At 32.6% G+C, this 25,787-nt stretch carries 14 protein-coding genes; 2 read left to right on the forward strand and 12 right to left on the reverse strand.

Features of this window, described 5'->3' with window-relative positions:
* Positions 1-496: 496 nt before the first annotated feature.
* Together ACNQGH_RS08395 and ACNQGH_RS08400 are read left to right on the forward strand one after the other, a co-directional pair.
* Positions 497-1,162: a recombinase family protein gene (locus tag ACNQGH_RS08395; protein ID WP_417955526.1), complete on the forward strand. Its 666-nt coding sequence runs from the start codon at positions 497-499 to the stop codon at positions 1,160-1,162.
* Positions 1,163-1,513: 351 nt separating this feature from the next.
* Complete coding sequence (locus ACNQGH_RS08400; protein ID WP_417955527.1) at positions 1,514-1,702, forward strand: hypothetical protein; 189 nt, start codon at positions 1,514-1,516, stop codon at positions 1,700-1,702.
* Between the two features lie 698 nt (positions 1,703-2,400).
* Here ACNQGH_RS08400 and ACNQGH_RS08405 read toward each other — a convergent pair.
* The 12 genes from ACNQGH_RS08405 to ACNQGH_RS08460 form a co-directional block, all read right to left on the reverse strand.
* Positions 2,401-3,318 (reverse strand): carbohydrate kinase family protein, encoded by a 918-nt coding sequence (locus tag ACNQGH_RS08405; RefSeq protein ID WP_417955528.1) that lies wholly within the window; start codon positions 3,316-3,318, stop codon positions 2,401-2,403.
* A 78-nt stretch (positions 3,319-3,396) separates the two neighbouring features.
* Positions 3,397-4,506 carry a DUF4960 domain-containing protein gene (locus tag ACNQGH_RS08410; RefSeq protein ID WP_417955529.1) on the reverse strand — a complete coding sequence of 370 codons (1,110 nt, stop codon included), beginning with the start codon at positions 4,504-4,506 and terminating at the stop codon, positions 3,397-3,399.
* Positions 4,507-4,571: 65 nt separating this feature from the next.
* Positions 4,572-6,410 (reverse strand): hypothetical protein, encoded by a 1,839-nt coding sequence (locus tag ACNQGH_RS08415; RefSeq protein ID WP_417955530.1) that lies wholly within the window; start codon positions 6,408-6,410, stop codon positions 4,572-4,574.
* Positions 6,411-6,438: 28 nt separating this feature from the next.
* On the reverse strand, positions 6,439-8,145 hold the full coding sequence (locus ACNQGH_RS08420; RefSeq protein WP_417955531.1) for a RagB/SusD family nutrient uptake outer membrane protein: 1,707 nt from the start codon (positions 8,143-8,145) through the stop codon (positions 6,439-6,441).
* Between the two features lie 10 nt (positions 8,146-8,155).
* Positions 8,156-11,233, reverse strand: a complete 3,078-nt coding sequence (locus ACNQGH_RS08425; protein WP_417955532.1) for a SusC/RagA family TonB-linked outer membrane protein — start codon at positions 11,231-11,233, stop codon at positions 8,156-8,158.
* A gap of 59 nt (positions 11,234-11,292) precedes the next feature.
* Positions 11,293-12,900, reverse strand: a complete 1,608-nt coding sequence (locus ACNQGH_RS08430; protein ID WP_417955533.1) for a glycoside hydrolase family 32 protein — start codon at positions 12,898-12,900, stop codon at positions 11,293-11,295.
* 5 nt (positions 12,901-12,905) lie between these two features.
* A complete protein-coding gene (locus ACNQGH_RS08435; RefSeq protein WP_417955534.1) occupies positions 12,906-14,225 on the reverse strand; it encodes a sugar porter family MFS transporter in 1,320 nt (439 codons plus the stop codon).
* Between the two features lie 999 nt (positions 14,226-15,224).
* Positions 15,225-17,762: a GH32 C-terminal domain-containing protein gene (locus ACNQGH_RS08440; RefSeq protein WP_417955535.1), complete on the reverse strand. Its 2,538-nt coding sequence runs from the start codon at positions 17,760-17,762 to the stop codon at positions 15,225-15,227.
* A gap of 197 nt (positions 17,763-17,959) precedes the next feature.
* Positions 17,960-20,680, reverse strand: a complete 2,721-nt coding sequence (locus tag ACNQGH_RS08445; protein WP_417955536.1) for a substrate-binding domain-containing protein — start codon at positions 20,678-20,680, stop codon at positions 17,960-17,962.
* 1,252 nt (positions 20,681-21,932) lie between these two features.
* Positions 21,933-23,546 carry a glycoside hydrolase family 31 protein gene (locus ACNQGH_RS08450; protein ID WP_417955537.1) on the reverse strand — a complete coding sequence of 538 codons (1,614 nt, stop codon included), beginning with the start codon at positions 23,544-23,546 and terminating at the stop codon, positions 21,933-21,935.
* Positions 23,547-23,665: 119 nt separating this feature from the next.
* Positions 23,666-23,890 carry a RagB/SusD family nutrient uptake outer membrane protein gene (locus ACNQGH_RS08455; RefSeq protein ID WP_417955538.1) on the reverse strand — a complete coding sequence of 75 codons (225 nt, stop codon included), beginning with the start codon at positions 23,888-23,890 and terminating at the stop codon, positions 23,666-23,668.
* A gap of 31 nt (positions 23,891-23,921) precedes the next feature.
* Complete coding sequence (locus ACNQGH_RS08460; RefSeq protein WP_417955539.1) at positions 23,922-25,769, reverse strand: RagB/SusD family nutrient uptake outer membrane protein; 1,848 nt, start codon at positions 25,767-25,769, stop codon at positions 23,922-23,924.
* Positions 25,770-25,787: the final 18 nt, after the last annotated feature.

The following is a 25,787-nucleotide window of genomic DNA, read 5'->3' on the forward strand; positions in this document are numbered from 1 at the left end:
TGGGTTTCAAAATAGTGATATAAAACTCGATTTTTATATCGATGCCGAGAAAAAAGTGTTTTTGCAAAATGAAATGGAAAATTCTGGAAACCAGCAGAACTCAATCTGATTACAGATACAGCTTTAAAACAAGAAGTGGAATATAGCAAAGATTTAATTGCACATACTGCAAAATTTGGGTCCAAATGGTAGTATAAAGCAAATCAGCAATGGTATGAATGAATCATTGGAAAAAACGGTCAAATTTACCACCACTTTCCAATTTAAAGTGATCAGCAGTTTCGGAGTAAACTGACTACCAAATTTTGGGGAAAATTAGATACTAAAACTATTCATTATTTCATGTTGTTAGAATCATACATTGTTAAAAAAATACTGATTATGGCAAAAAAATAGCTGACATCAGTAAAATTAGAAAAGTAATTAAATTCTATTGTAATGGCATGAAATAGCTACTTCTAGCTTTCTAGAATTACGGCTAAATACATCTGATGGTATGAGAAGAGCGAGAAAAATGGGCAGATGGCCTGGAAAAGCACCTATTGGTTATATGAACAAGGTTGCTGCTGATGGCAAAAAGATTATCGTGACCAAACAACCTGAAGCCGATTATATCCGTTGGTCATTTGAAGAATATTCAAAAGGTAAATTTACAATTAGCTATATCAGAAGAATGGCTAACCTCAAAGGACTTATCTGTGGCAGGAATAATTTTTGGAAGGTTCTGCACAACCCATTCTATTGTGGATTAGTCTTTGTGCCTGCGTACAAAACGGAAGAAAAATATTTTGTAGAAGGCCTCCATGAGCCACTTATTTCAAAGAAGCTTTTTAAAGAAGTTCAGTGCCTGCTAAACAGCCGTCGCACAACAAATTCGTTTAAGCAAAAAATGAAACCGGTTTTCCTTTTGAGAGGATTTTTAATCTGTCCATACTGTGGCAGGCGATTAACTGCAAGTACATCGGCTGGAAGATATGCGAAGTACCAATACTACCATTGTACAGTTAGTAAGTGCAAAGGACGGGTCAGAACCGATATTTTGGACTTTGAATATGAAGAACTATTAAAAAAAATAGACATTAAATCAGAAGTTTATGAATTGCTTGAACTTATACTGGAGGATGAAAATATTTTGACTGTGAAACGGGAATGTATGAAATGAGCAAAAAAAGATTCTTAAAGAGATTTCGGATCAAGAGCTTTTAATATCAAAGACAAGGAGACATTTCATTCAGAATAAAATTGATTTTGAAGATTTTAATGATTTAAAAAAGGAATACAAACAGGTGATGGATTTCCTCAATGAGCGGCTTACACTTGTGAACGAAAGTCTAACTAGCTGCTATGCTGGCAAAAACATCAGAAATCTAAAAGGTGGTGAAAACAATGTTTTAACATGGTATAAGAGTCAAGATGTTGCCGGTAAACGATATATCGTCGAGTTATTTACACCTCTTTCGTTCGACCCCGTAACGAAGAAATTAAATCCCTTACAAATAAATCAGGCTATATCATGATAATTACCTCTAGTGATCAATATATTACCAGCACTAATTTTCTAAACTCCAGAACCATTGATCAAATTTCAAATAGTAAACCCAGAGTTTTCTCAGATAGAAGGGTCTCTGTCAATCAGGCAATGAAAATATTGAAAAAGAATGGTATCGAGACAAGCTTAGCACAGGTAAAAAGAGATACTTGATTTCCTGTATATATTTACTAAAGTATACTCGAATCGAGATGTTCAAATATATATGAGTTGATAGTATCCGCAAGGGGATATCGAACATCAAATCATTGTTTTATTATCTACTTTGGCAATTTTTTTAAAACGATTTTTACGAATCATAAATATCGAACCAGTAAAAATTTTAAAAATTACAATATAACTAATTACAAATCAGCTAATTAAATAAAATAAAAAAGAGGACAATCATAAATGATCATCCTCTAAAGTGACCTTATGGTACAAAATTCGAACCTTTTATTGGAAGATTTAAAGCTTTTGAACGAATTATCAGAAATTTAAAAGTAATTTCATAATTATTGTATGTTTAAAGATTCCAGTCCAAACTGGGCCACCCATTCCAGTGAAAGTGGCTCTTCGCAATTTTGGTGAAAATATAAGCAATAATTACCCATTTATTTTTCAATAAATTCCTTTCCTTTTACAAAGAACACTCCAGTTTTTTTATCGGATAGATTATAAACTTAAGCCTCTTTATATTCGAAACGGTGTTCCAAATTATTATTTGTTTAAAGCTAACCCCATGTGCTAATTTTATGTTGGAAATGCCGATTCTAAATCACCAAAATTGACGAAGAATCAATATCACTTTAATTTGCACACACTAAAATTGATGTTTTTAATAATTGCATCCAACAGGCTAATATTTTAAACTATTTTTTTATACTTTTTTTCTCAATTTTCATATAGTCACTAATTACCTTTTCAGAAATCTTGGGATTAGCTCCTTCTTGTCCAGCTACTAAAGCACCTATTGCACAAGCATAATTCAATGATTTTTGAGGTGATTTTCCTCTTAATAACCGTACTATTAATGAAGCTAAAAAGGAATCACCAGCACCAACGGTGTCTACTACTTTTATAAAATAACCACTATTGTAATAAAATTTATCATTATAGTACAAAACAGCTCCAAATTCCCCCTTGGTAACGCAAACCTGTTTTGTATTTGTCTTTTCCGCAATAAATTTAATATTTTGTTCAAATGAATTATATGGCGACCCTAATTCGCTACTTATGTCCCGTAACTCTTCATCATTCAACTTAATAAAATCCGCTTTTAACATAAGTTCATTTAATACATCGGTAGTATAATAAGGGGCTCTTAGATTTACATCGAAAATTTTATACTTTGCTTTCCCTAAAAGTTTGTTCAAAGTGGTCCGAGTAACCTCATCTCTACATGCTAAGCTTCCAAATACAAAAACATCCGCTTCAGCAGTTACTTTTTCCATCATTTCTGTTTCTATGATCTTGTCCCAAGCTGACGGATATAAAATATCGTAGGAAGCATTTCCTTTTTCATTAATCATTACATGAACCGCTCCTGTTTTATATTCTTCCGTAATTTGAATTAAATCGGTAGTAAGCTCTTGATCGTTTAAAAAAGATAGTATGTTTTTTCCATTTTCATCATCCCCAACACGACTTATCATAGTCGTTTCTACTCCCATAGAATTCATTCTTAAAGCTACATTCAATGGTGCTCCCCCAATTTTTTTATGCGCAGGAAAAATATCCCATAAAACCTCCCCAAAACAAACCGCAGTTAAAGTATATTTTTTTTCCATTTTTTAATAAATTAAATAAATTAAATAAATTAAAGGGCAGGAAAACCTGCCCAATAAAACCACAAGCTAAACAAATTATTATTTTGTACCTAAATAATCAATCGAATTTCTATATATCCCTTGTATATTAGATGCATATACATTGGTTCTTCCGTCATTCATGGCCCATTCCATGCCGCCTATGCCTATTGCTATAATAGTTCCTGCATAAACGGAATTCGACTTAAACTCAATAATACCCGGACAACATTCATCACTGACACCACTCCAAACTGCAAGCACTTTACCACCATAAAGGTTTTCAAATTCGGCGAACTGCCCTTTTTGATGCCCTGGCCCTAACAATGATCCTAAATCCCATAGATTATTATGATCTTCTTTATATCCACCATTAATTACTGGGAAATACCCATTAGAATCTGTAGAAATTACTTGAGTAAAGTTATAAATAGGACTGTTTCTTTGATCATTTTGAAAATTCACACCACCATCAATACTCCAAGTTCCACCGTCAACAAAGCCAATACCATTTCCTTTTATTGTTAAAAGACCACTTTTATCACGTCCTATTACTTCTGCATAACTTGTAGCCATACCTCCTAAAAGCATTTTACCCCCTTCAACAAGATATTGAGTTAATATATTCTTTTTATCTAAACTTACTTGTGGCAAAGCAGATGTTCCCTGTGTATCATAGAAAAAGAAAACTACATTAACGGTTTTTAAAGAATTTATAGTTAAATTAGAAAAAGGGATAAATACAAATCTACTACCATAAGTAGTTTTAGCCCATTGTGCAGCCGCTTTTACATCATCATCAACAATGTTGTCTATCGAGCTTGCGTCACTAACAAAAGCTATTTGATTTGGTAGAACTCGAGCATTAATAATATAATGTCTCGTTTTATCACCTGATTTAGCGGTTAGTTCAAGAGGACTTGTTAAATTAACAGCCGTTCCAGATGCTGGAGAAATAATTACACCATCAGGGCTTTTTATCTCTAATACAACTGAAGCTAAATTGGTATTTGAAGGCAAAACAAAATTAACAACTCCCGACAAATTATCTATCGTAGCACTTGTTTGACCTATTTTAACGGATTCAATTATATTCAACGTACTTGGTAATTGGTCGTCATAATTCAGACGTTCGTCACAAGAGTATGTGATTGTTGCTATTACTAGCAACAATACATACTTAAGCTGAAATGTTTTTATAAATATATTTTTCATATTACAATTTTTGAAATTAATTAATCGTTGTTAATGCTATATAAGTAATCAATAATATTTTTTGTAAAAACTTTTATATTATTTTGATAAGCATTTGCTGTACCATTAGAATTCCATTCATAACCTACAATCGTATTTGAAATGGTAAAAATATGTCCTTTAAAATCTTTAGGGATTTGAGAATCAAATGCTGCATTATTAGTCAAATCCGTTCTTTTAAATTCGACTGCACCATAACCAAAAGCATCTCCTATATGTCTTAATGTTCCATATTTTGTTGCTGTTAACGTTTTTTCAAACTGTGAAGCAGCATCAGAACCACAACAGCTTGGATTAAGAATTCCGTCAAAGTGTTGCCACCAGATTAATCTAACTTCTCTATTGGCACTATTTTGCAAGGGTAAATATTCATTCCCGGCTCCTCCTTCAAAAGTTAAACCATTAAAGATGGCATCATTACGTCTGTTTCCAGAATTGTTAGAGTCTCTCATTCCCAATCCCCAAATATCGTCCGCAGGTTTGCCTGTGTCATAACATCCTGATGCACCGGCACAACCAAATTCGGAGAATACATAATTTCCAGGGGCTCTTGCTGCTCCAAAGTTAGCAGAAACTCTGCCCAAAGAAAATATAAATGGACTTGGATCACCCGCTATAAGCATATCTCCACCACCTTTAACCCAAGATTTAAGAACATTTGCTTGAGAAGCTCCAGCTCTTAAAGCCGCAGGCAACATTGTTGACACATCTGTTGGTGATGCTGAAAATCCTTGGTTTTCATTAGGAGTTAAATAATATAACATTGCCACTTTCACATCACCTATACTTTGTGCTGAAATATCCGCAATTTTAATGTATTTAAAATTCGCTCCGTATGTGCTTTGCATCCAAGTTGCAGCTGCTTTTGCATCGTCGTCAACCAAAGAACTAATATCATTTTCCAATCCTAAAAAAGCATATTTAGTAGGGGTTATCGACTCGACAGTTACATTATATGCTTTAGTTAGATTTTCTTTATTTTTAACCGTATAGGTAACTTTTCCAGTACTAAAATTTTGTGATACTCCAGAAGCAGGTGTTACTGTTTGATCTGCGGGTGTTGTAATTACCGGTGCTAAACTGGATAGGTTAGTCCCCGGCGGTAAAATAACCACAATTGAATTGGCAGTATTATCAATAATACCAACGGTTCCATTAATTACAAATGAGTCAATTCTCGGCGCTTGTATTTGTGTAACTGTCACGGTGTATTGTTTGGCTGTGTATCCATTATTTGATAAAACAGTATACACTTTTGCAGAAGTAAAATCTCTGGCAACTCCAGAAGCAAAATCTACAGTAGTTCCTCCAGCAATTACAAATGAAGGTGCTAAATTATTTAAATTACCATCTTGACTTCCGATTTCAACTGAAATAGTATTATTAGCTTCATTAATAACACCCATTTTACCTGCAATAGAGAAGGATAATATTTTTGGATCTCCATAAGCTGCGATACTAGCCGTATAGGTTCTATGAGCTCCATTTGTAGAAACCACTTCAAAAGTTACCGGACCAGCACTAAAATCAATGGTTGATCCTGAAGCTGGTGTTACTGAAGCGGATTCTGGAAGTCTTATTTCAGGCTTAACATTTTTTAAATCAGTTCCCGAGGGCAATGTCATTGTAATAGTTCCGATTGTATGATTTATATCGGCATACTTAGTCCCTACTTTGAAAGATTGAATTATAGATTGCGTATAATCAGGAACATTATCCGAAAAATTATCCTCTTTATCACAAGAGATTACAGCAAAAATAAGTATCAAAAAGGCTGATGCCATTTTATAAATAGACCGTTTGTTTTGGATTGTTTTCATATTTTTTAATATTTGGTTAGTTTTTTAATTAGTATCCAGCTCTTTGTTTATACACACCTGAACTTGCATCAATTTCAATTTGAGGGATTGGTAAATATTGTTCGTGAGATTGTAATGAAGCACTTTGTAAATAAGTACGACGTGTTTTTTCAACTTGAATGTAGTTGTTGCAATATTGTTCCGCAATGCCCCATCTTACTAGGTCATAAAAACCGTGTCCTTCATTAGCCAACTCTAATCTGCGTTCCATTCTAAGTGCTTTTCTTGCGGCATCTTGAGACAAACTCAAAGGATAAAGATTTATTAAATAATTGGCTGCATTTAGAGATGGATTATTGAAATCTTTCACATACGGCGAATTTTTTGCTCTATTTCTAATTTCATTAATTATAGAAACCCCGCCAGAAACATTTGTTCCAGATTCAATTAGCGCTTCTGCTTTCCATAACAATAAATCACTGTATTTGATAATTGGAAAGTCTAAATTACCTAGTGCCCAAGGAAACCCTGTAGGATTTGAAGCTAAACCGTTTGAATTTGGAGAAATTACATTTTTCTTACCTTCAAAATAACCATAAGTTGCGGGATCTCTGCTCCAATCAGGTTGTTGCGGCCTAGCTGCCCAATCTTTCCAAGTAATACCTGGTCTTCCTATTTCATGATCTAGTCTTGGATCTACTAAGTCTGTTGGAGTTACATTAGCATTATTATAACTGTCAAATAACGGAAGTCCATCTGCACCAACTTTAAAAGCATTTACAAGATTTTGTGAAGGTTTATCAAAATCATCTCCATTTAAATACGGGTTTTTAATATCATCTCCAGGACTATCAGGTGCATTTAATAAACTTCCAAAATTTAGATTTCCAAATTGAGAACCATCATTTATAGAATATTGAACTGCAAATATGTTTTCATGATTTCCGTAACCTGGAATCGAATATAATTTTTCGACATCAGTTACTAATCCATATTTCCCAGAATTAATAACATAGTTTGCACTTACAATTGCTTCTGTCCATTTTTTTTGAAAGACTTGCGCTTTACATAAGTAAGAATAAGCTACCACTTTGTTTACTCTACCTAATTCTGTTTGTGTATCTGGCAAAATAGCAATTGCATCATTTAAATCTCCTTCCACTTTAGACCACATAAGGCTAGTATCAAAAGTATTAGAAATCTTATTAATATCTGCAACTGGTGTGTTTTCATCATACCAAACTATAGACCCAAAATTTTTAATGGCTTCAAAATAAAAATGAGCTCTTAAAACTTTTAGTTCTCCTATTCTGGCTTTCTTATTAGGAAATTTAGCTTCATCTATTGTATTAATTGTTCGTAAAGCAGAATCTACCCTTTTAATTCCAAAATAAATGGCTCTCCAAACATTATAAGCATTTTCACTTGAAGGGAATAAATCGTGTGTTTCAAGCTGATGCATCCCTCCTCCAGGATTATCACCAGTTCCACCACCCCCTTTATAGGCGTCGCCACAACGAATATCACTTGTTGCCCAATTGGATGGGGCGTGGTCAAAAGGCCATAAATCTCTAAATTCTCCTGTATTATAACGATAATCAAGGGCGCTATATGCTGCTATTACTAATTGTTCAGGATCAATATTATCTGCTGATAAAACATAGTTCTCCTTTACATTTAAATCGCTGTCATTTACACAAGAAAGCAATTGTATGCTTATCATTAAAGTAAATACTATTTTAAATTTTGTTTTCATATTTAAGATTTTAAAAATTTGCATTTATACCAAAAGTCATCGATTTTGTATGAGGAATTCCATAACCTGCCACACCAATTCCTCCAGCACTTAATCCAGAAACCTCGTAGTCAAAGCCAGTAAAAGAAGTTAGAGAAAACAAATTTTGACCTACTAGATAAAATCTCATTTTATTCATTCCTAACCTTTTTGATAAATCTTTATCAAAATTATATCCTAGTGTTATTGTTTTCAGTCTGATATAAGATCCGTCTTCTACATAATAACTGGATGCTTGTAATTCATTATTACTATTTAATGTTGACAAAGCAGGAATATTAGAATTTGCTTTACTTGGTGTCCAAGCGTCTAGAGTATTTGTATTATGATTAAAACTAAAATAATCAAAATCGCCAATTGCACGCTGTGCATTATACAAATCATTTCCTTGTTTTCCGTCAAAAAACAGTGTTATATCAAACCCCTTATAAGAAGAATTTAAGTTGATTCCATATATGAAATCGGGATGTGGGTTTCCAATGATTGTTCTGTCAAATTGGTCAATTTTACCATCAAAATTAATATCTCTATATCTAATTCTACCCAATGCTTTTCCAGGTTGATCAGCATGAACGGCAACTTCTTCAGGAGTTCTAAAAAGACCATCAGCAATTAATCCGTAAAAAGAAGCTATTGGTGATCCTTTTTTAGTTATTGACACTCCATTAAGTAAAAAATTTGACTCTGTATCTAAACTTTCTACGTTATTTTTATAAGTTGAAAAATTCAAATCAATCCCATATTTAAAATCATTTGCAGGATTACTTTTGTAGCTCAGCACAGCTTCAAAGCCCTTATTACTAACCGAACCTGCATTAATTAATGGAGGTTGACTTTCTCCATTTACAGATAAAGCAATTGGTCTTAGAATTAGGTCATTGGTTGTTTTTATATAAAAATCCGATTGTAGCGAGATTCTTTCGTTTAAAAATCCTAAATCAAACCCTACGTTGTACTGTTCTGTTGACTCCCATTTAAGATCAGGATTAGCCTGACGAGATTGCAAGACACCACTTGCAGTTCCTAAACCTGTTCCACTAATGTTGTAATCTGAAAACTCGACTACATTACCAATAGTGTTATCTACATAACTTGAAAGATAGGAGTAGTCTGCTATTTGATCATTTCCATTTACACCCCAAGAAGCTCTTAGTTTAAGATTAGAAATGTACTTATTGTTCGTTAAAAAATTCTCGTTTTTTGCATTCCAAGCCAAGGAAGCTGAAGGAAAAATACCGTATTTATTGTTTTCTCCAAAACGTGAGGATCCATCTCTTCTCACAGTACCCGATACAATATATCGATCATCAAAGACATATTTAAGAGACCCAAATTGTGAAATCTTGAATGTTTCCACCTTTCCGACCAATGTTTTATATTGTGCATTATCATTTATCACATAACCGGCAGGATCAGTAATGTTTACCCCATTAATTTGGTTATTATGAAAATTTTCTTCTCTTGCTGAATTCTCGATACCTCCCAATAATGACATCCTATGTTTTCCAAAGCTTTTATCATATTTTAAAGTATTAGTAAAAATGGTAGCCAAATAATCATTATCCACATCATCAGTAGTAATTTTCTGAAAGACAGAAGGAATTGTCCCATTTGTAGAAAAAGCTTGAGTTGCAGTGTTAAATTTATAAGTTCCTTTATCAAAATTTAAAGTCGTATTGAATACCAATCCATCAATAATTTGAAAATCCAAATAAGCATTTCCTAAAAACCTTTGATTCTTTTGCTTATTATTTCTATTACTCCATAAATTTGCTACAGAGTTTGGTTTATCTTGCATACCCCCAGTTATAATAGTGGCATAATCTCCTAGATTAGAATAGACCGGGAGCATTGGATTTTGAAGAATGGCATTTTCAAACTCGTTTGCTTTTACCTCATTAAATTTAGAATACAAAAAATTTTCACCAATAGTCAATCTACCCTTAAATAATTTATACGAAGCATTTATTCTAGAATTAAATCGGTCATAACTGGTATATCTCTGTATACCTTTATCTTCCGAATAACTCAATTGGGTGTATAAACTTAAATTTTCAGTTCCTTTTCTATATCCAAAATCAGTGTTGTTTGAAAATGTATCGTTTGTAACTTCATTTACCCAATTCGTATTAGCCGCTGTTTGCAAACCATTTGGATCTAAATATTGAGGGATGGTAAAACCCGAACCATTATTAATTAAAACCGGATGAGTTGGAGAAGCAATTCCAGCACCTTGTTGTGCTTGGTATTCCACATCCGCCCATTGTTGCGAATTAAGCAAGCTGATTTTATCTCTTAACTTATTGACAGTTACTTCGGATTTGAAACTAAATTCAGAAACTCCTTTTTTACCTTTCTTAGTAGTAACTACAATTACTCCATTTGCAGCGGAAGTTCCATAAATAGCTGCTGAGGCTCCATCTTTTAATACCTGAATGGATTCGATTTCTTCAGGATTTAACGAGGATGAACTTGTGGTTTGTACCCCGTCAATTACCCATAGAGGAGCAGAACCACTTGTCACAGTAGTTAATCCTCTAATAATAATTTGAGAATCATTCCCTCCAGGTGTACCTCCAGAATTAATTTGTAAACCCGCAACTCTACCTTGTAAAGCTGTTAAAATATTTGGAGAAGCCTCTTGAGAAATATCCGCAACTTTAACAACAGAAATAGCACCAGCTATATCTGATTTTTTTTCCTTAGAATAGCCTGTAACAATTACTTCTGAAAGATTATTTAAACTAGATTGTAATTTGATACTGTATGCGTTTTTTGATGTAACTTTAATTTTAGCATCTTCATAACCAATATAAGAAACTAATAAAAATGTCCCTTCTATTGCATAAATTTTAAAATTACCATCAAAATCTGAAGTGGCTCCATTTTTAGAACCCTCTACAAGAATACTAGCCCCTGGCAAAGGCTGTCCATCTTCTGATAAAACAGACCCATTAATTTGTCTTTGTTGCCCTGAGGCAATAAATACTAAGAAAAACAAACATATCGACAATATGTTTTTCTTATTTTTAAAATACTTAATTTTCATACATTTAGTTATTTTGGTTGTTAGCTAATTAATTTGAATTTATTTTTAAAATTATTAATCTATTTTGCAGGTCTAATATTTAGTTGGTTAATCAAGATATTTTCAAGTTCAAAATCAGAATTTGCTTTAGTTATTGAAAAAGATTCCATTGGTTTATCTGAAAAATAAATTTCAGTCATCACCGTTTTTCCATTATCATAAAATATTTCGATTGAGGTCTTATCAATAATCAATCTCACTTCGATCGAATTAAAATCTGCTGTAATGGGTGCTTTTGATATTTTATTGGAAAATTCATCGGAGAAAGAGGTATGCCTTACATTTTTTCTGTCAATATAGAAACACTTCTCCTTTTTATTAATTCCAAAATGGATTGCATTATTTCCTTTATTGGAAAGGATAAAATCATAGTTGCCATCCTTTAAACCATTCATAGTAAAATGAATATCTAATCTTGACATATCTACAGTAGATTGGTCAACAATTACAGTTGTTTTATCAATAGTAAGAAGATCCTTTTTAATAGTCTTTGAAATATACTTTTCCAATTCCTTTACTGGCTGAGAAACAATTCTATAATGACCCCCACTGTTTATAAGTTTCAATTCTCTTGGAATGGTCATAGCACTTCTCCATTTTTCAGTAGGAACTTTATCAGCATATTGCCAATTGGACATCCAACCTATAAATAATTTACGACCATCAGAATCTGGAATATTAGACCAAGTAACTCCTGCGTAATTATCCTTTCCGTAGTCAAACCACAAAGCTCCAAATTGGTTTAAATCTTCTGTAAATGAATCACCTATTGAAAACGTTTTTCCATCGAAATCACCGACAAAATATTGAGTAGCCGATCCTCCATTTGGACCTCCAGGATTAATACTTTGTAAAAGCACCCATTTCATTTCCTTTGAACCTTCAACTTTAATAGGAAAAAAATCGGGGCATTCCCAAGGGGCACCGTGAACACCAAGATTCTTGCCAAATCCAGAAGCCAATTCCCAGTCAATTAAATTTGAAGAACGGTATATTTTAGTTTCAACATCGGCAGCCAAAACCATTATCCATTGATTATGAATGGCATCCCACGTCATTTTTGGATCTCTGAAATCTTTAATATTTGGGTTTTTAATTACCGAATTATTCTTGTATTTTGTCCAAGTCATTCCTTCGTCTAAAGAATAAGCAATAGCCTGTGATTGATAATCTATTGCTCCTGCTTTTGCTTTTACAGCATCGTGATACGTAAACATTGCTACAATTGGTGGATTTTTTAAACTTCCAAATCCAGAAGTATTATTTACATCCACAACCGCACTTCCTGAAAATATATACCCCATCTCATCCGGATAAAGCGCAATTTTTTCTTCTTTCCAAGTAATCATATCTTTACTTGTTGCGTGTCCCCAATGCATCGGTCCCCAAACAGTAGCATCTGGATAATGCTGAAAATACAAATGATACAACCCTTTGTAAAAAAACATTCCGTTTGGATCATTCATCCATCCACTTTTAGGTGTGAAATGAAAATTGGGTCTGTATAATTCTTCATTGGTTACTATTTTTTCATTACTTGTTTTAGTAGAACTACAACTATTCATTACAACTAATATTAGGATGAAAAACATTCTTTTAAGAATTCCAAATTTTACTATATTCATCATAATTCTTATTTATTAATTAATCCTTTACTTACCTCTTCCAAAGAAATTCCTTTGGTTTCCGGCATCATAAAAATGACAAACAGCAATTGAAAAACCATCATAAAAGCAAAAAAGGCAAATACATTCCCAACACCAAAACTTGTAAAAAGGATGGGTACCATCGAAGGGATAATAGCTGCTAAAACCCAGTGTACAGAACTGCCAAAAGACTGTCCGGAAGCTCTCAAATGATTGGGGAATATTTCAGAAATAAATACCCAAATAACAGCTCCTTGTCCAATGGCGTGAGATGCAATGAAGAGAAATAAAAACCCAGGCACTGCCAGCCCAGTCCAGTTTAAGTAAAAAGAAGTTGCCACCATTGAAAGGGAAAAAATATAACCAATAGATCCGAAAATCATTAATTTACGTCTTCCTAATCTGTCAATTAGATAAACTCCAATTAGTGTGAAAATCAAATTTATAAAACCAATACCGATACTACTCAATAAGGCTGTTTTTGCCCCTAATCCTGCTTCTTCAAAAATTCTCGGAGCATAATATAGAAACGCATTAATTCCTGATAATTGATTAAAAGCGGCAATCAAGAAAACCAATATTAGTTGAAAACGGTATTTTTTCATAAAAATATTTTCATTCAAAGGTGTACCATTACTATTATTACTTAGATCATCCATAATACTTTGAACGTCTTCTTTTGAACCAATTTTATCGAAAATAAGTTTGGCTTCATCAATTCTTAGCATTGAATACAACCATCTTGGACTTTCAGGAATACTAAATGCCATTAGAGTGTAAATTATAGACGGAAAAACCTGAATACCTAGCATCCATCTCCAAGCATTTGGACCTACATCACTTAAAAGATAGTTGGATAAAAATGCAATTAGAATTCCCAATACAATATTAAATTGATACAATCCCACTAAACGCCCTCTATCCTTGGCAGGTGCGATTTCAGAAATATAAGCTGGAGCCGCAATTGTCGAAGCCCCGATTCCTAAACCTCCCAGAAACCTAAAAAAAGCAAATACAAACGGATCATTTGAAAGTGCAGAACCAACAGCAGAAATAGAAAATAAAACACCTATAATTAATAAGGTCTTTTTTCTGCCTAACTTATTTGTTGGAATTCCTCCAAAAATTGCCCCAATAACGGTGCCCCAAAGTGCCATTGCCATTACTACAGAACCGTGAAAAACATCACTTGAATTCCATAACAATTGTAAGATTTTATCTGCTCCTGAAATCACTACTGTATCAAAGCCAAATAGAAATCCTGCGAAAGACGCAATGATTGACCATCTAAAAATTTTATTATTCATAAACCATGTTTTTAATTATTATCAAACTTATTATTAAACAGTAAGACAACGTTTTCGTAATGTATCCATTTACTTCAAATTTGTTACATAAATCACAACTATCTGATTTTAAATACATTAAATTACACACAAGACATGATTGTATAATATTGTAACATGGAATTATGATTTCGAAACAAAAAATAAATTAAAAAAAAAGTTTTAAATAATTTAAGTAGCTTGAAAATACATATAGTGTTTTTTTATTTTAAATTATTTACACTTATATCAATAGCAACACGCTAAAAAAATAGTGATCGTTTAAATTTTGGGGATTACCACTCTAAAAAAGTAATTTATCTATAGTACTAAAACAGCCTAATTTTAGAATTAACAAATACAAAACCTTTAGAATAACATAATGTATAACCTGTTGGGTATAATTAGTTTTTGATAATTATTTCACGTCAATTCGAGGCTTAATTTTTTAAAAAAAAGCAATATAAATGACGTTACCCCTATCTCGTCAGTTCGAGTAAATTTTCAGAAAATGCGAACAGCTTTTTCAGTAAATTTGTATCGAGAACCATTTTTAAGAAAAACGTCAATGGTAGTGATTTTCGAAAAAAATTGTATCGAGAATAAGTGAAATAAGTATCTTTTTAAGGATTTGCAATTTTCATAATAGAATTTAATAATCTTTACTATGCCTTAACGAGGAAGTTCACCAAAGCTATATAGTACGGAATCAAATGCAAGAAAAAAACAGATAAAATTAAAAAAAATAGATTAGACAATAATATTTAAAATATCATTATCTAATCTATTCAATATGAGAGATGGTATTCACCACCATAGAAGAATATTTCAATTGGTCATTTATCCAATTTTTTCTAATGTAGAATGCAGTTTTAGTCTAAAAATTTTAGTTTCATTAAGTTAATAATTGCTGCGACGGTACTTAATTAATAAACGAAAAAAGACAAGCAATAATGAACTACTAATTTTAATTTCTCATCATTATTCTACGATTATTTTAGCATCAAACAATTCATTTTTCAATAGACCTTTTATTATATAAACACCTCTGATGGCTTTATTTCCATTATCCATAATACCATCCCAATGAATTATTTGATCATTGGCATCTACTATTTTTTCAATCTTTTTAACAGGAAATCCGGTTATATCAAAGATATAAGCATAAACAGGAGTCGCCTCAGTTATAGCACTAAATTTAACGTTGAAATTTTCACTTGATGGATTCGGAAAAACAATCGGATGAATTATTTCATTTTTTTTTTCGATATACTTTGATGTAGATGCAGTTCCGCCTCCTTGAATATTATATATTTTTAAGTCAGTTGCTGTTGCTGTACCGCCCTGAGCATATAAATCAATTAAATTATTCCCGGCTGAAGGGAAAGATCGTGTTGCAAAAGCTAATTCTTCATTAACAAAAACCTCTATTACAGACGCATCGACAAAAATTCTCCAATTAATGTTTCCTGCCGATAATACATAATTAGTAGATTGATTAGACAGCGGAACACCCGTTAGAATGGAAGATTTACTTCTATCAACAACAAAACTACTTGTTGCAAAATCATAGTAAATTAATGTTTGTTCCCCTGTTGCGGTATTTTTATTTAGAGAAAAACCAACTTTTGAAGCAGTTCCCGGATTAATAGTAGCAACGATTTCATATTGAGATCCTGTTGAATTATTTAATACATTTGAGCTATTTTGGTCAAAAACTACATTAGTGAAATTTTTAGAAGCTCCTCTAAGACTTAATACATTTGGATGTGGAACTTGTTTTATTTTGCCATTAACAAGTGTCCAAACTCTAGGTAAACTAAATACGTGCGCCCAGCCTTGCTCTTTTTGTTTTGCAGAAGTAACACCATCTGGTATAATTCCTATTGCCGTTAAATTTCCATTAGCATCTGGATGAATAGAGGGCGATAATAATTGGTTGATTACATCTAATCGTTGAGGAACGGGATTATCCCTAACGAATTGCGATCCATTAAAATTACCAGTCCAATACAGTGAGTTTGCATTAGGAAGCTTATTAATTAGTACGATTGATTTCGCGCCAAAATTATAATAAATAGGCATTTCCCAAAAATCCCCAGTTCCATCTACTGAAGGATTTCCCTCTAACATTGTTCCTTGAGGGGACCATTGTTTGAAATCGGATGAAGTAGATTTATACAAATACAATGCTCCTCTTGGGGTTCCACTTCTTAAACCTGTACCAATCATCATATACCATTCTGAATTGTGTTGAAATACAAAAGGATCTCTAAAATCAGCGTTTGCAGAAGAAGTTGGCGCATTTGGTATAATTGCAGAAGAATTTTTTGTCCAAGTATCGTAAGGAGCAGTTGAAGTCGCAAGTCCTATTGCAGCTTTAGCTTTATTTACACCAGTATAAAAAATAAAGGGTTGACCGTTACTTATTATGGCGTGTCCTGACCAAATCCCTACTTCGTCAAATCCAGGTTGAGGCCATAAAATTTGTGTTTTTTCTTCCCAGCTTACTAAATCGCTACTAACATAATGTCCCCAATTTATATGCTCTAAATAGGGCCCATTGAAATTTCTTTGACTAAAAATGTGGTATTTATTGTCAATATATAGCAATCCGTGCGATTCGTTAGTCCAACCCGCAGATGGAAGTAAATGGTATTTTGGTCGATGAATATCATTGGCAAATCGAACCGCAGTAGGGATTTTAAGATCCGGATCGGATGGTATAAATTTATTGTACTCAGTTAGTATCTCGGCAGCTGTTAAGTCTTTATTCCAAAGTGCTACTTGATCTATTGCTCCAGTTAAACCATTAGTATCAAATCCAGCGATTGTTTTAGACTTTGATTCTTTTCCAATATAAATAGTAGCATTATTATCCCATAAAAGTATCCCAATATCAAACGTAGCACTTTTAATTTGAACACCATTCAAATACAATGAAGCCGTTCCGCTTGAAGCATTTATATTTAATGCAATATAACTCCACTTTTTTAGCACTACTTCTTGATCAGATAAAACTTGAATCACATTTGTCCCAACTTTAAATTGTCCAATAACTCTTCCGTGCTGATTGATCCCTAAGGCAACGCCAGAACTATTGGATGTGTTTACATTTGAAAAAATAGCAGCGTTTGTATTTTCGGTAATTGGATCTAAATCTTTTCTTTGTACAGGAAAAGCTGCAGGTGCAATCCAGCCAGAGACACATACTTTTGATGTAGGATAAGTTACACTTGCATTTCCGGTAGCCCAACCATAAAAACCATTAACTCTTAATGAATTTCCTTCAACGCCGACAATTCTTTCAGATGAACCGGAAGGTCCATTTATATTAAAACTGGCATTCGTTTTAGTTTCTACTAGTGTTTGCCCAGAAGTTTCATTAAAGTTAAATTTCAAAAGCTCGGTAGCCACATTAGGGTTTGGATTCGGATTTGGGCTCGGACTCGGATCATTCTTGGATTTACATCCAATAAGTATAAGTCCTGACAGGATAATTGTTATGTACTTTTTCATTTTATAATATTTTTTTATAAAATTACTAGAATACTATAATGAACTAATTAAGTATTGTTACACCTGCCTAGTAATTTTTAAAAAAAACTTAACCCCAATAAAACAAGGAGTTAAGAAAAAAATAATGCTACAAAATCAATGTAAAAAGACGCTGAAAATCACTATATCTATAAAAATGTTACATTGTTTTAGCACAATTAATTATTTCTAAAGTCTTTTGGGGGTATTCCGTACTTAGTTTTAAAAGTAGTTGAGAAATAATTAGGAGAAGCAAAACCGCAAGAATAGGCAATCTCAGAGATATTCATTGTTGTGGTCATTAATAACTCTTTTGCTTTCTCTAATCTAAAATTATTAATATAATCTCCAACACCAATACCTAAAACTGATTTTACTTTTCTATAGAGTTGCACTCGTGAAATATTTAATTTACTGGCAAGATCTTCAACAGAAAAAGAGGAATCATCAATGTTTTTTTCTAAAATCAAATTAATCTTATTCAAAAATTCTCTTTCAATTAAGTTGAGTCCATCAGTCTCAATTTTATTTATATTGTTAGTATAATAATAACGTAATTTTTCTCTATTAAACAGTACTCCTTTTATAGATTGCTTTAAGACTTTTAGATTAAAAGGTTTTGTTAAAAATAAATCTGCTCCAACTTCTAATGACTTTATATAAGTATTATTATCATCCATTGCTGTTAAAATGATTACTGGAATATGGGAAGTAATCATATTCGTTTTTAAAGCTTCGCAAATTTCAAAACCATTCTTCTCCGGTAAATTTAAATCACAAACAACAATATCTGGCATTAACTCCAAGGCCATTTCTATTGCTTTGGTTCCGTTGCACCTGCTAACTATGTAATCTCCTTTTAATTTTGAAGCAATAAAATCCAGTAAATCAGCATTATCCTCAATAATTAAAAGAGAAGGTTTGTTTTCCGTAATTAGGGATTCCGTACTAGGTGTTAATTCAGTTTCCAAATACTCATATCCATTTTCACTATCTGAAAAATAAGTACTTTCATTTATAATTTTTGATTTATCGATATGGCCATCTCCTAATTTTAAATAAACAGAAAATTCGGTACCATTAATAGATCTTACTTCGATAGATCCTTCGTGCAAATCAACAAAGTTTTTAGATAAATTCAATCCAATACCCGAACCGTTTCTATAGTTATTAGAACCTTGGAAAAAGGGACTGAAAATTTGATTTATTTCCTTTTCGGGAATGCCAATACCGGAATCTTTAAAATTAATTTTAACAAGCTCTTTGCCTTTTTCTTGACTTATTTTAAGTTCAATTTTACCTCCATCCGGAGTGAATTTAAAACAATTAGATAACAGATTATAGTAAACCTTATCTATCAAATTGGCATCAAAATAAACTTCTAAACCCTCATTATCCGTTTCAATTGTATAATTTATTTTTCTTTTTTTGGCCTCTCTTTTAAATTCCTTAAACATATTCACCGAAAATTTCCAAAGATTGTTTTTGGATAGTTTCAGAGTAAATTTTTTATCCTCAACCTTTCTAAAATCCAATAATTGATTAATTAATCGAAGTAATCTCAAAGAATTATTATACATTATGTCTAAATCTTTTTTAACAGAATGACTTTTATTTTGAAATTCATCATGTAAAGATTCAACTGAACTTAATATTAGGGTTAAAGGGGTTTTAAATTCATGAGATATACCGGTAAAAAAATTAATTTTGGATTCATTACTTTCTTTAAGTTTCTCTACAAATTTTTCAATTTCATTCCTTTGATGAATGATTTTTGTATTTGTTTCCTCTAATAACTTTTTTTTCTTTTTTATAGAAAATACTGAATAAATACTAAAAAGTCCTAAACAGAAAATTACTACCAGAAGAAAGCTTAGTAATTTAATTAAATTATATAATGTTAGGTATTTCTTTTCCTGTTCTTTAATTACATTCTGTTGTGTTTCAATATTAGATTGTTGTTGAGTCACTTTATCAAATTGATTGCTCATTATATCAGCATTTAAGGAGTCAATCAAAATAGTGTTAAGTATATTATTCTTAGAGACTATTTCTTTATTTGCTAACTTAATTGCAAGCTTAATCGCTTCGCTACCGCCAGTTGGATATAATATAGTTGCAGTCAACTTACCATCTTTAACCGCTTGTATTCCTCCATTTGGATCATTCAATCCGTCAATCCCTATAAATTTTATATTTTTTTCTCTACCTTTTCGTTTGGCTGCCTCCCATGCTTGAAGTGCAATAATATCATTAAAAGCAAAAACATAATCTATTTTTGGCATACTGTCCAAGACCTTACTAAAATTAGTATTTAATGATGCCAAATTCGGAGCAGTTATACTTATCTTTTTAATGTTTGGATATTGGTCGATAATTTGTTTAAATCCTGAACTTCTCTCTACGCCAGGTGAGATATCCGTCGTTGCCTTAATTTCCAGAATAGTTGCATGAGCCTTAGACATCGAAACAACATATTTTCCAGCAATATGACCTACTTCAATATTATCAGCTCCTAAAAATGAAGTATAATTTGATGTATTAACTTTTCTATCAACTATAATTACAGGTATTCCTTTTTTATTAGCTTTTTCTATTACCGGTACTATAGAATCTGATCCATAAGGTGCCACTATGATAACATCCAATTGGTTATCAATCATTTTGTCTATATCTTCAATCTGCTTTTTTGTACTGCTATTCGCATTGTAAATAGTTAAGTCAATTTCTGGATGAAGTGAAGCTTCAATTTTGACAGTATTATCCATTGATTTCCTCCAGCTATCATCCTCCGATATACTTTGAGAAAATCCAATTGAAATAGTTTTTTTACTATTATCATTTGAATTACAGGAAAACAGTGTAATTAGTAGCAATAATATATATATTCTTCTTGACATAAAATTTGAGGTATTCATAAAATTTATATTGAGCACGCTAAGAATTCAATTTCACTAAGCAAGACTTACTTTTCTTAGAAATTATTTAAAAATAATTCACTCTGTAAAAGTGGTCAATAATATTGAGAAATTATTTTTAATTAGGTGATTTAATAAGCTAAATCAAAAGTTAAGCAAAAGTAATTATTTTTAGAATAAATTAAGAATATCATATTTATTTCTTTAAATATAATTGCGAAAAACATTTATTTTAGAATTACTAAATACTTACAATGCAAATTGAAATGGTACAATATGTTATGTCTTTGCATTAACGACTGGGTTAATGTGTTCTTAAAAAAGATATTTTACAAATCGACGAAATTCTGTCTTCCAATTTCAATAATGGGTAAAAGTTTGTTTGTCATTGTTTCGTTTTGTTCAGATTACTACCATAGTTGTATCTCGAAATCTGTTAACTTAAGTAAATACGGGGCTGTTAATTTCTGCATCGAAAAACAGTAGCAACATTATAAATTAACAGAAATTTCTACAAGTTTTCAAAGGCTAAAGAAAAATATTTGTAAATTATTAGTCATTACCAATCAGATGATTCGACTATCTCATCGAAAATTGCAAAGGAAATAATTTTATTTGGAATTTAAATTTCATTAAAAATTTGAAAATCCAAAAAAAGTTAGGCATAAGAAAATAAACTAATTAACTATTTTTTCCTTACTCTTTACTGGTTCTAATTTTAGATGCAAAAATGCTTTTGAAATTATTTTTTTTATAAAACACAGCTTTATTCGCTCTCTTTTTACTATTTATCGCATCTTATTAAAAAACATAACACTGTAAATCAATTATTTAAAAATGGTTTAAATCCTGTTACCTACCCTAAAAGGACATTCGAACCAATTGCAATAAAAAAGAAAAAAAATAATTCGTAACAATTTGATTTATAGCAATTTAATTCATAATAAACAAATGATTCATCGGTCTACAGCAAAAAGATAAAAAAATTTAACAATAGCACAAAAAAGAGTTAAATAGCTAAAAATCAATAACATAAAAACAAAAAACCGACCAAATATATTAAATATATTTGATCGGTTGTGTGAACCTTGCAGGACAAAATTCGAATCTTTTATTAGAAGATTTGAAACTTTTAGCCGACTGTTTTGAAAGATAAAACATCACGCTTTATTCGACTAAAAATTTGTTTTTAATTTTTATAAAGAGACTTTTATTTTAGTAATTTTAATCGCCGCTATTTTTTAATAAGCACGGGCAATTCATTCAATGCTACTTTTACAGTATACATTTTTCCGCCTTGCCATTTTTTGTTTTGGTAAAACCAATTCCCTTTTGGTAGAACAATCGATCTTTCATCTTCTTCTGTTACAACGGGTGCCACTAAAATATTTGTTCCCAGCATAAACTCGTCTTTTATATTTTCGAAACCTTGATTCGGATAATTATATTCTAAAGGTCTTAAAACGGGCTCACCAGTTACAGCACCATTTTTTAAAATAGCCATTAGTTCTGGCATCATTTTTTGGCGTAAAGCCAGGACTTCTTTTGTTGCGTTAAGATGCTCCGTGTCTAAAATTCGCCATGGCGCTACGGAAAACTGCATCATTGGCATCAAAGCGTGCACCTGGGCAGAACGGACAATTAATTTTTGATTGATTTTTGCCCCCGGTAAAAAAGAGCTAAAAAGACCACCGCCAATCATATCGGGACAGGTAAAAGTATAGCCCAATAATTGCTGTGCAATCGTATTAGGAACAAGCATTTGTAGGTCATTCCAGCTATGACTTTTATCTGCCAAGCGTTGCACTAAGGGTTGTCCACCCATTTTCCACATAGCACGGTATTCATTTAATGGGAATGACAATCCAATTTTTGCCCATTCCTCTGAATGTTCATTGGGTGTTGCTTTTCTAAAAGAAACTAATTTTGTACTGTTATAAAAATAAGCATCTCCAGCATCAAATTTAAAACCGTCTACACCGTATTCTTTTTGAAGAAATTGCAGTTTTTCTGTTAGCCATTTTTTAGCCTCTGGATTTGTTAGATCCAAACAAGCCGAATAGCCGTTCCACCATTCGATCAACAATGGCTTTTGGGTGGTATTCCAATCCTTTTTAGCATTACCGTCATTGTCTAAAAGTATTAGTTTTTTCTCTTGAAGTTCTCTAAAACTCTCACTGTCTGGAGAAATAAAAGGACTGATCCACAACATTACTTTAAACCCTTGCTCGTGTAATTTGGCAATGGCTTGTTTGGCATCAGGAAATCTTTTTCTGTTAAAATCGAATTCGCCATAATAATTGCTCCAGTTATCATCGATCATTAAAACCCCAGCAGGAAGTCCTTGTTTCAACACAGCAGTCGCATATTGCAACACATCCTTTTGATTGGGATTGTATTGCAACTCGATCCACAAATTATATTGCGGTGCAGTTATTAATAGTGGATCAGGCCAGTTGCCCGAGGCAGGAAAATAATGTTGCGAGGCGTAGACATAGGCTGTCGCCAAATTTTTACCCGCTACACCACTTTGAATTTCCGCAGAATCAGAATGAAGCGTCAAGGAATTATTCTTGAAAGCATACCTAAATGGGGCATCGCACCAAATCCATCTTCCTTTATTTGAAAGCAATAAAGAAACGCTTTGATTTTGAGAGGAATCCCCTAAAAGATTAAATTTAAAATCACTTTTTTCATTGAAAGGCATTGTGTATCCAAACTGACCTGCTCCTCCCCACCATTGCTCGCCAGCTAATAATGGCAACGAGACTGAGGATTGCGCATTCATTTTTGTGCCAAAAGTGCTTGTTATAAAAAAAACAATTAGAATAATTTTTATTTTCATCATAGTGTTGATTATAGTTTAGTTGATTAAAAATAGTATGGAAATTTACGATGTAATTCTTAAAAAAAGCACCATCAGAAATAAATCCGATGGTACTTTTTAACAAACCAAAACAAAAAAGTTTAATACCCTGGATTTTGTATTATTTTACCGTTGCTCTCATCCACCGCTTTTCTAGGTAATGGATATAATTCTTTGTTAGGAGTAGCAAATGGAGAACCATCGTCAATCCCTCTTTGAATGTATTTGCCCCAACGAATTAAATCGTCTCTACGACTCCCTTCACACCAACGTTCAAATAATCTTTCATCCATAATTTTATTTACGAAATTGGGTCTTTCAAACAAAACTCAAACTTAGGTAAACCAAATACTTAACTTATTCATAACCTGGATTCTGTTTCAAATTGGTATCCGAATTCAGTTCATTAATACGGATAGGCAAGAAGTAGCTTTTATCAAGCCAAAGTCTATTTTCAAAACCAGGATCTACGGTTGTAGGTATGTAGGTATACGTGTAATTATTGGTGTCATATTTATACTTTGTAACAGTTGCTCCAGGTTTTAATTTAGCAGTAATTTGAATAATTTTTGCCGGGGCTCCCAGTGTTGACGGAGCAATCATCCAACGTCTTGCATCATGATATCTGTGCTCTTCAAAGGCAAGTTCTAATAAACGCTCATTTCTATATACATCTACAAGTGCAGTACCAGATACTGTTACTGCAGGCAAACCTGCTCTAAATCTAATTTGATTCAGCCATATTTTTGCTTCACCCTCATTTTCGGTTTCTAAAAGAGCTTCTACGTAATCCAATGCAACTTCAGTATAGCGTATAAAAGGCCAGGGGATCGTTTGGGTCATATTCTGATCAGAAAATGCTGGATCCGGATTAGTGAATTTTCTAAAATAGTATCCTGTTCTGCTGCCATTCCAATCTTCTACAGGTCCTTGTCTTGTATCGAGTCCAAAGATTTTTATTATAGAACCTAATCCGTTTACTATTTCGTACTGTCCTGATTGAATCTGATTTGCCGGATCTCTATCTGCAACATCTGAAGGTCTTGGCTTCCAATCAGCTCCATCGTATAAAACTGTAGCGTAAAAACGAGGCTCTCGATCTTTGTAAGGAGCACTGCTCTGGACAGAATTGCTCCAGTCAAATTTCGAACCGTCTTTCATATTGTAGTGATCCACAAAGTTTTGCAGCGGTGTGTTTCCTGCCCAGTTATGATACCCGTTCGGGCCGTTAAATAAACCTACGTTCTGACCTGATGTTGAGATATATTGCCTTTGGAAAATAACATCTCTTTCTCCTCCATTTCTTGATAAAGCTATATTCATGTAATTTTGTTTTGCCTCGTCAAATGTCGCCGGAGCGGATAAACCAAATTTATACCCTCCATTAATATAATCAAGAGCGGCCTTAGAAGCATTAAGGGCAGCTGTCCATCTTTGTTTTTGATCGCCGCCGATATATCCTAATAATTCAGGACTGGCATAAGATCCAATTAACGGAGAATTAGCCTTTGCTGTCGGAATATCATGCAGATCACTTGCCGCATACGTTAGAACACGTGCTTTTAAAGCTAAAGCTGCAGCGGCATTTGTCCTTCCGTCGTCCATCCTTTTTCCGTTCAATAATGTAAAAGCTGCATCACAATCTTTTGTAATAAAATTGACACAGTCTTCATATGAATTTCTTGGTGCCTGAAAATCTGAGTCTAATTCAAATGGCTTGTCAACAATTGGAACACCTCCATAAAATCTAATTAATTGATGATAATAGTAAGCTCTTAAAAACAAGGCTTCCCCTAATAGTCGATCTCTTAATTTAGTATTTTCTAATGTTCCTTCGTTTAATTTTAAGATCGCGATATTGGCTGATCTAATATATTTAAACATGTTATTCCATTCATGTGTACTATCAATCCAGCCCGTATCATTTGAATTTGTACGTGATTCATTCACTGTATTAATCCCTCTTCCTGTGTGAGTAAACAAAGATTCATCAGACAATGACGATAACATTTGTTCGCCTAAGCCCCCAACCCCAAGACCTTTATAAATGTCTGTAACTGCTGCCGTAGACAAACCATCATCTTTCCAAACGCTCTCCCCGGAAACCTCACTCGAGGGAATAATATTCTGGAAATCATCACTGCAGCTGATCATAAAACTAGATGCAGTTATAGCTAATAGATATATATAATTAATTTTTTTCATAATATTAACTTTCTATAA

The organism is Flavobacterium kochi (assembly GCF_048286715.1).
Lineage (GTDB): Bacteria > Bacteroidota > Bacteroidia > Flavobacteriales > Flavobacteriaceae > Flavobacterium.

What these genes read in the sequence shown, in the direction of transcription:
- ACNQGH_RS08395 (WP_417955526.1), top strand. Translation starts at nt 497, where the DNA reads ATGAGAAGAGCGAGAAAAATGGGCAGATGGCCTGGAAAAGCACCTATT.
- ACNQGH_RS08400 (WP_417955527.1), top strand. Translation starts at nt 1,514, where the DNA reads ATGATAATTACCTCTAGTGATCAATATATTACCAGCACTAATTTTCTA.
- ACNQGH_RS08405 (WP_417955528.1), bottom strand. Translation starts at nt 3,318, where the DNA reads ATGGAAAAAAAATATACTTTAACTGCGGTTTGTTTTGGGGAGGTTTTA.
- ACNQGH_RS08415 (WP_417955530.1), bottom strand. Translation starts at nt 6,410, where the DNA reads ATGAAAACAATCCAAAACAAACGGTCTATTTATAAAATGGCATCAGCC.
- ACNQGH_RS08420 (WP_417955531.1), bottom strand. Translation starts at nt 8,145, where the DNA reads ATGAAAACAAAATTTAAAATAGTATTTACTTTAATGATAAGCATACAA.
- ACNQGH_RS08425 (WP_417955532.1), bottom strand. Translation starts at nt 11,233, where the DNA reads ATGAAAATTAAGTATTTTAAAAATAAGAAAAACATATTGTCGATATGT.
- ACNQGH_RS08430 (WP_417955533.1), bottom strand. Translation starts at nt 12,900, where the DNA reads ATGATGAATATAGTAAAATTTGGAATTCTTAAAAGAATGTTTTTCATC.
- ACNQGH_RS08435 (WP_417955534.1), bottom strand. Translation starts at nt 14,225, where the DNA reads ATGAATAATAAAATTTTTAGATGGTCAATCATTGCGTCTTTCGCAGGA.
- ACNQGH_RS08440 (WP_417955535.1), bottom strand. Translation starts at nt 17,762, where the DNA reads ATGAAAAAGTACATAACAATTATCCTGTCAGGACTTATACTTATTGGA.
- ACNQGH_RS08445 (WP_417955536.1), bottom strand. Translation starts at nt 20,680, where the DNA reads ATGTCAAGAAGAATATATATATTATTGCTACTAATTACACTGTTTTCC.
- ACNQGH_RS08450 (WP_417955537.1), bottom strand. Translation starts at nt 23,546, where the DNA reads ATGATGAAAATAAAAATTATTCTAATTGTTTTTTTTATAACAAGCACT.
- ACNQGH_RS08460 (WP_417955539.1), bottom strand. Translation starts at nt 25,769, where the DNA reads ATGAAAAAAATTAATTATATATATCTATTAGCTATAACTGCATCTAGT.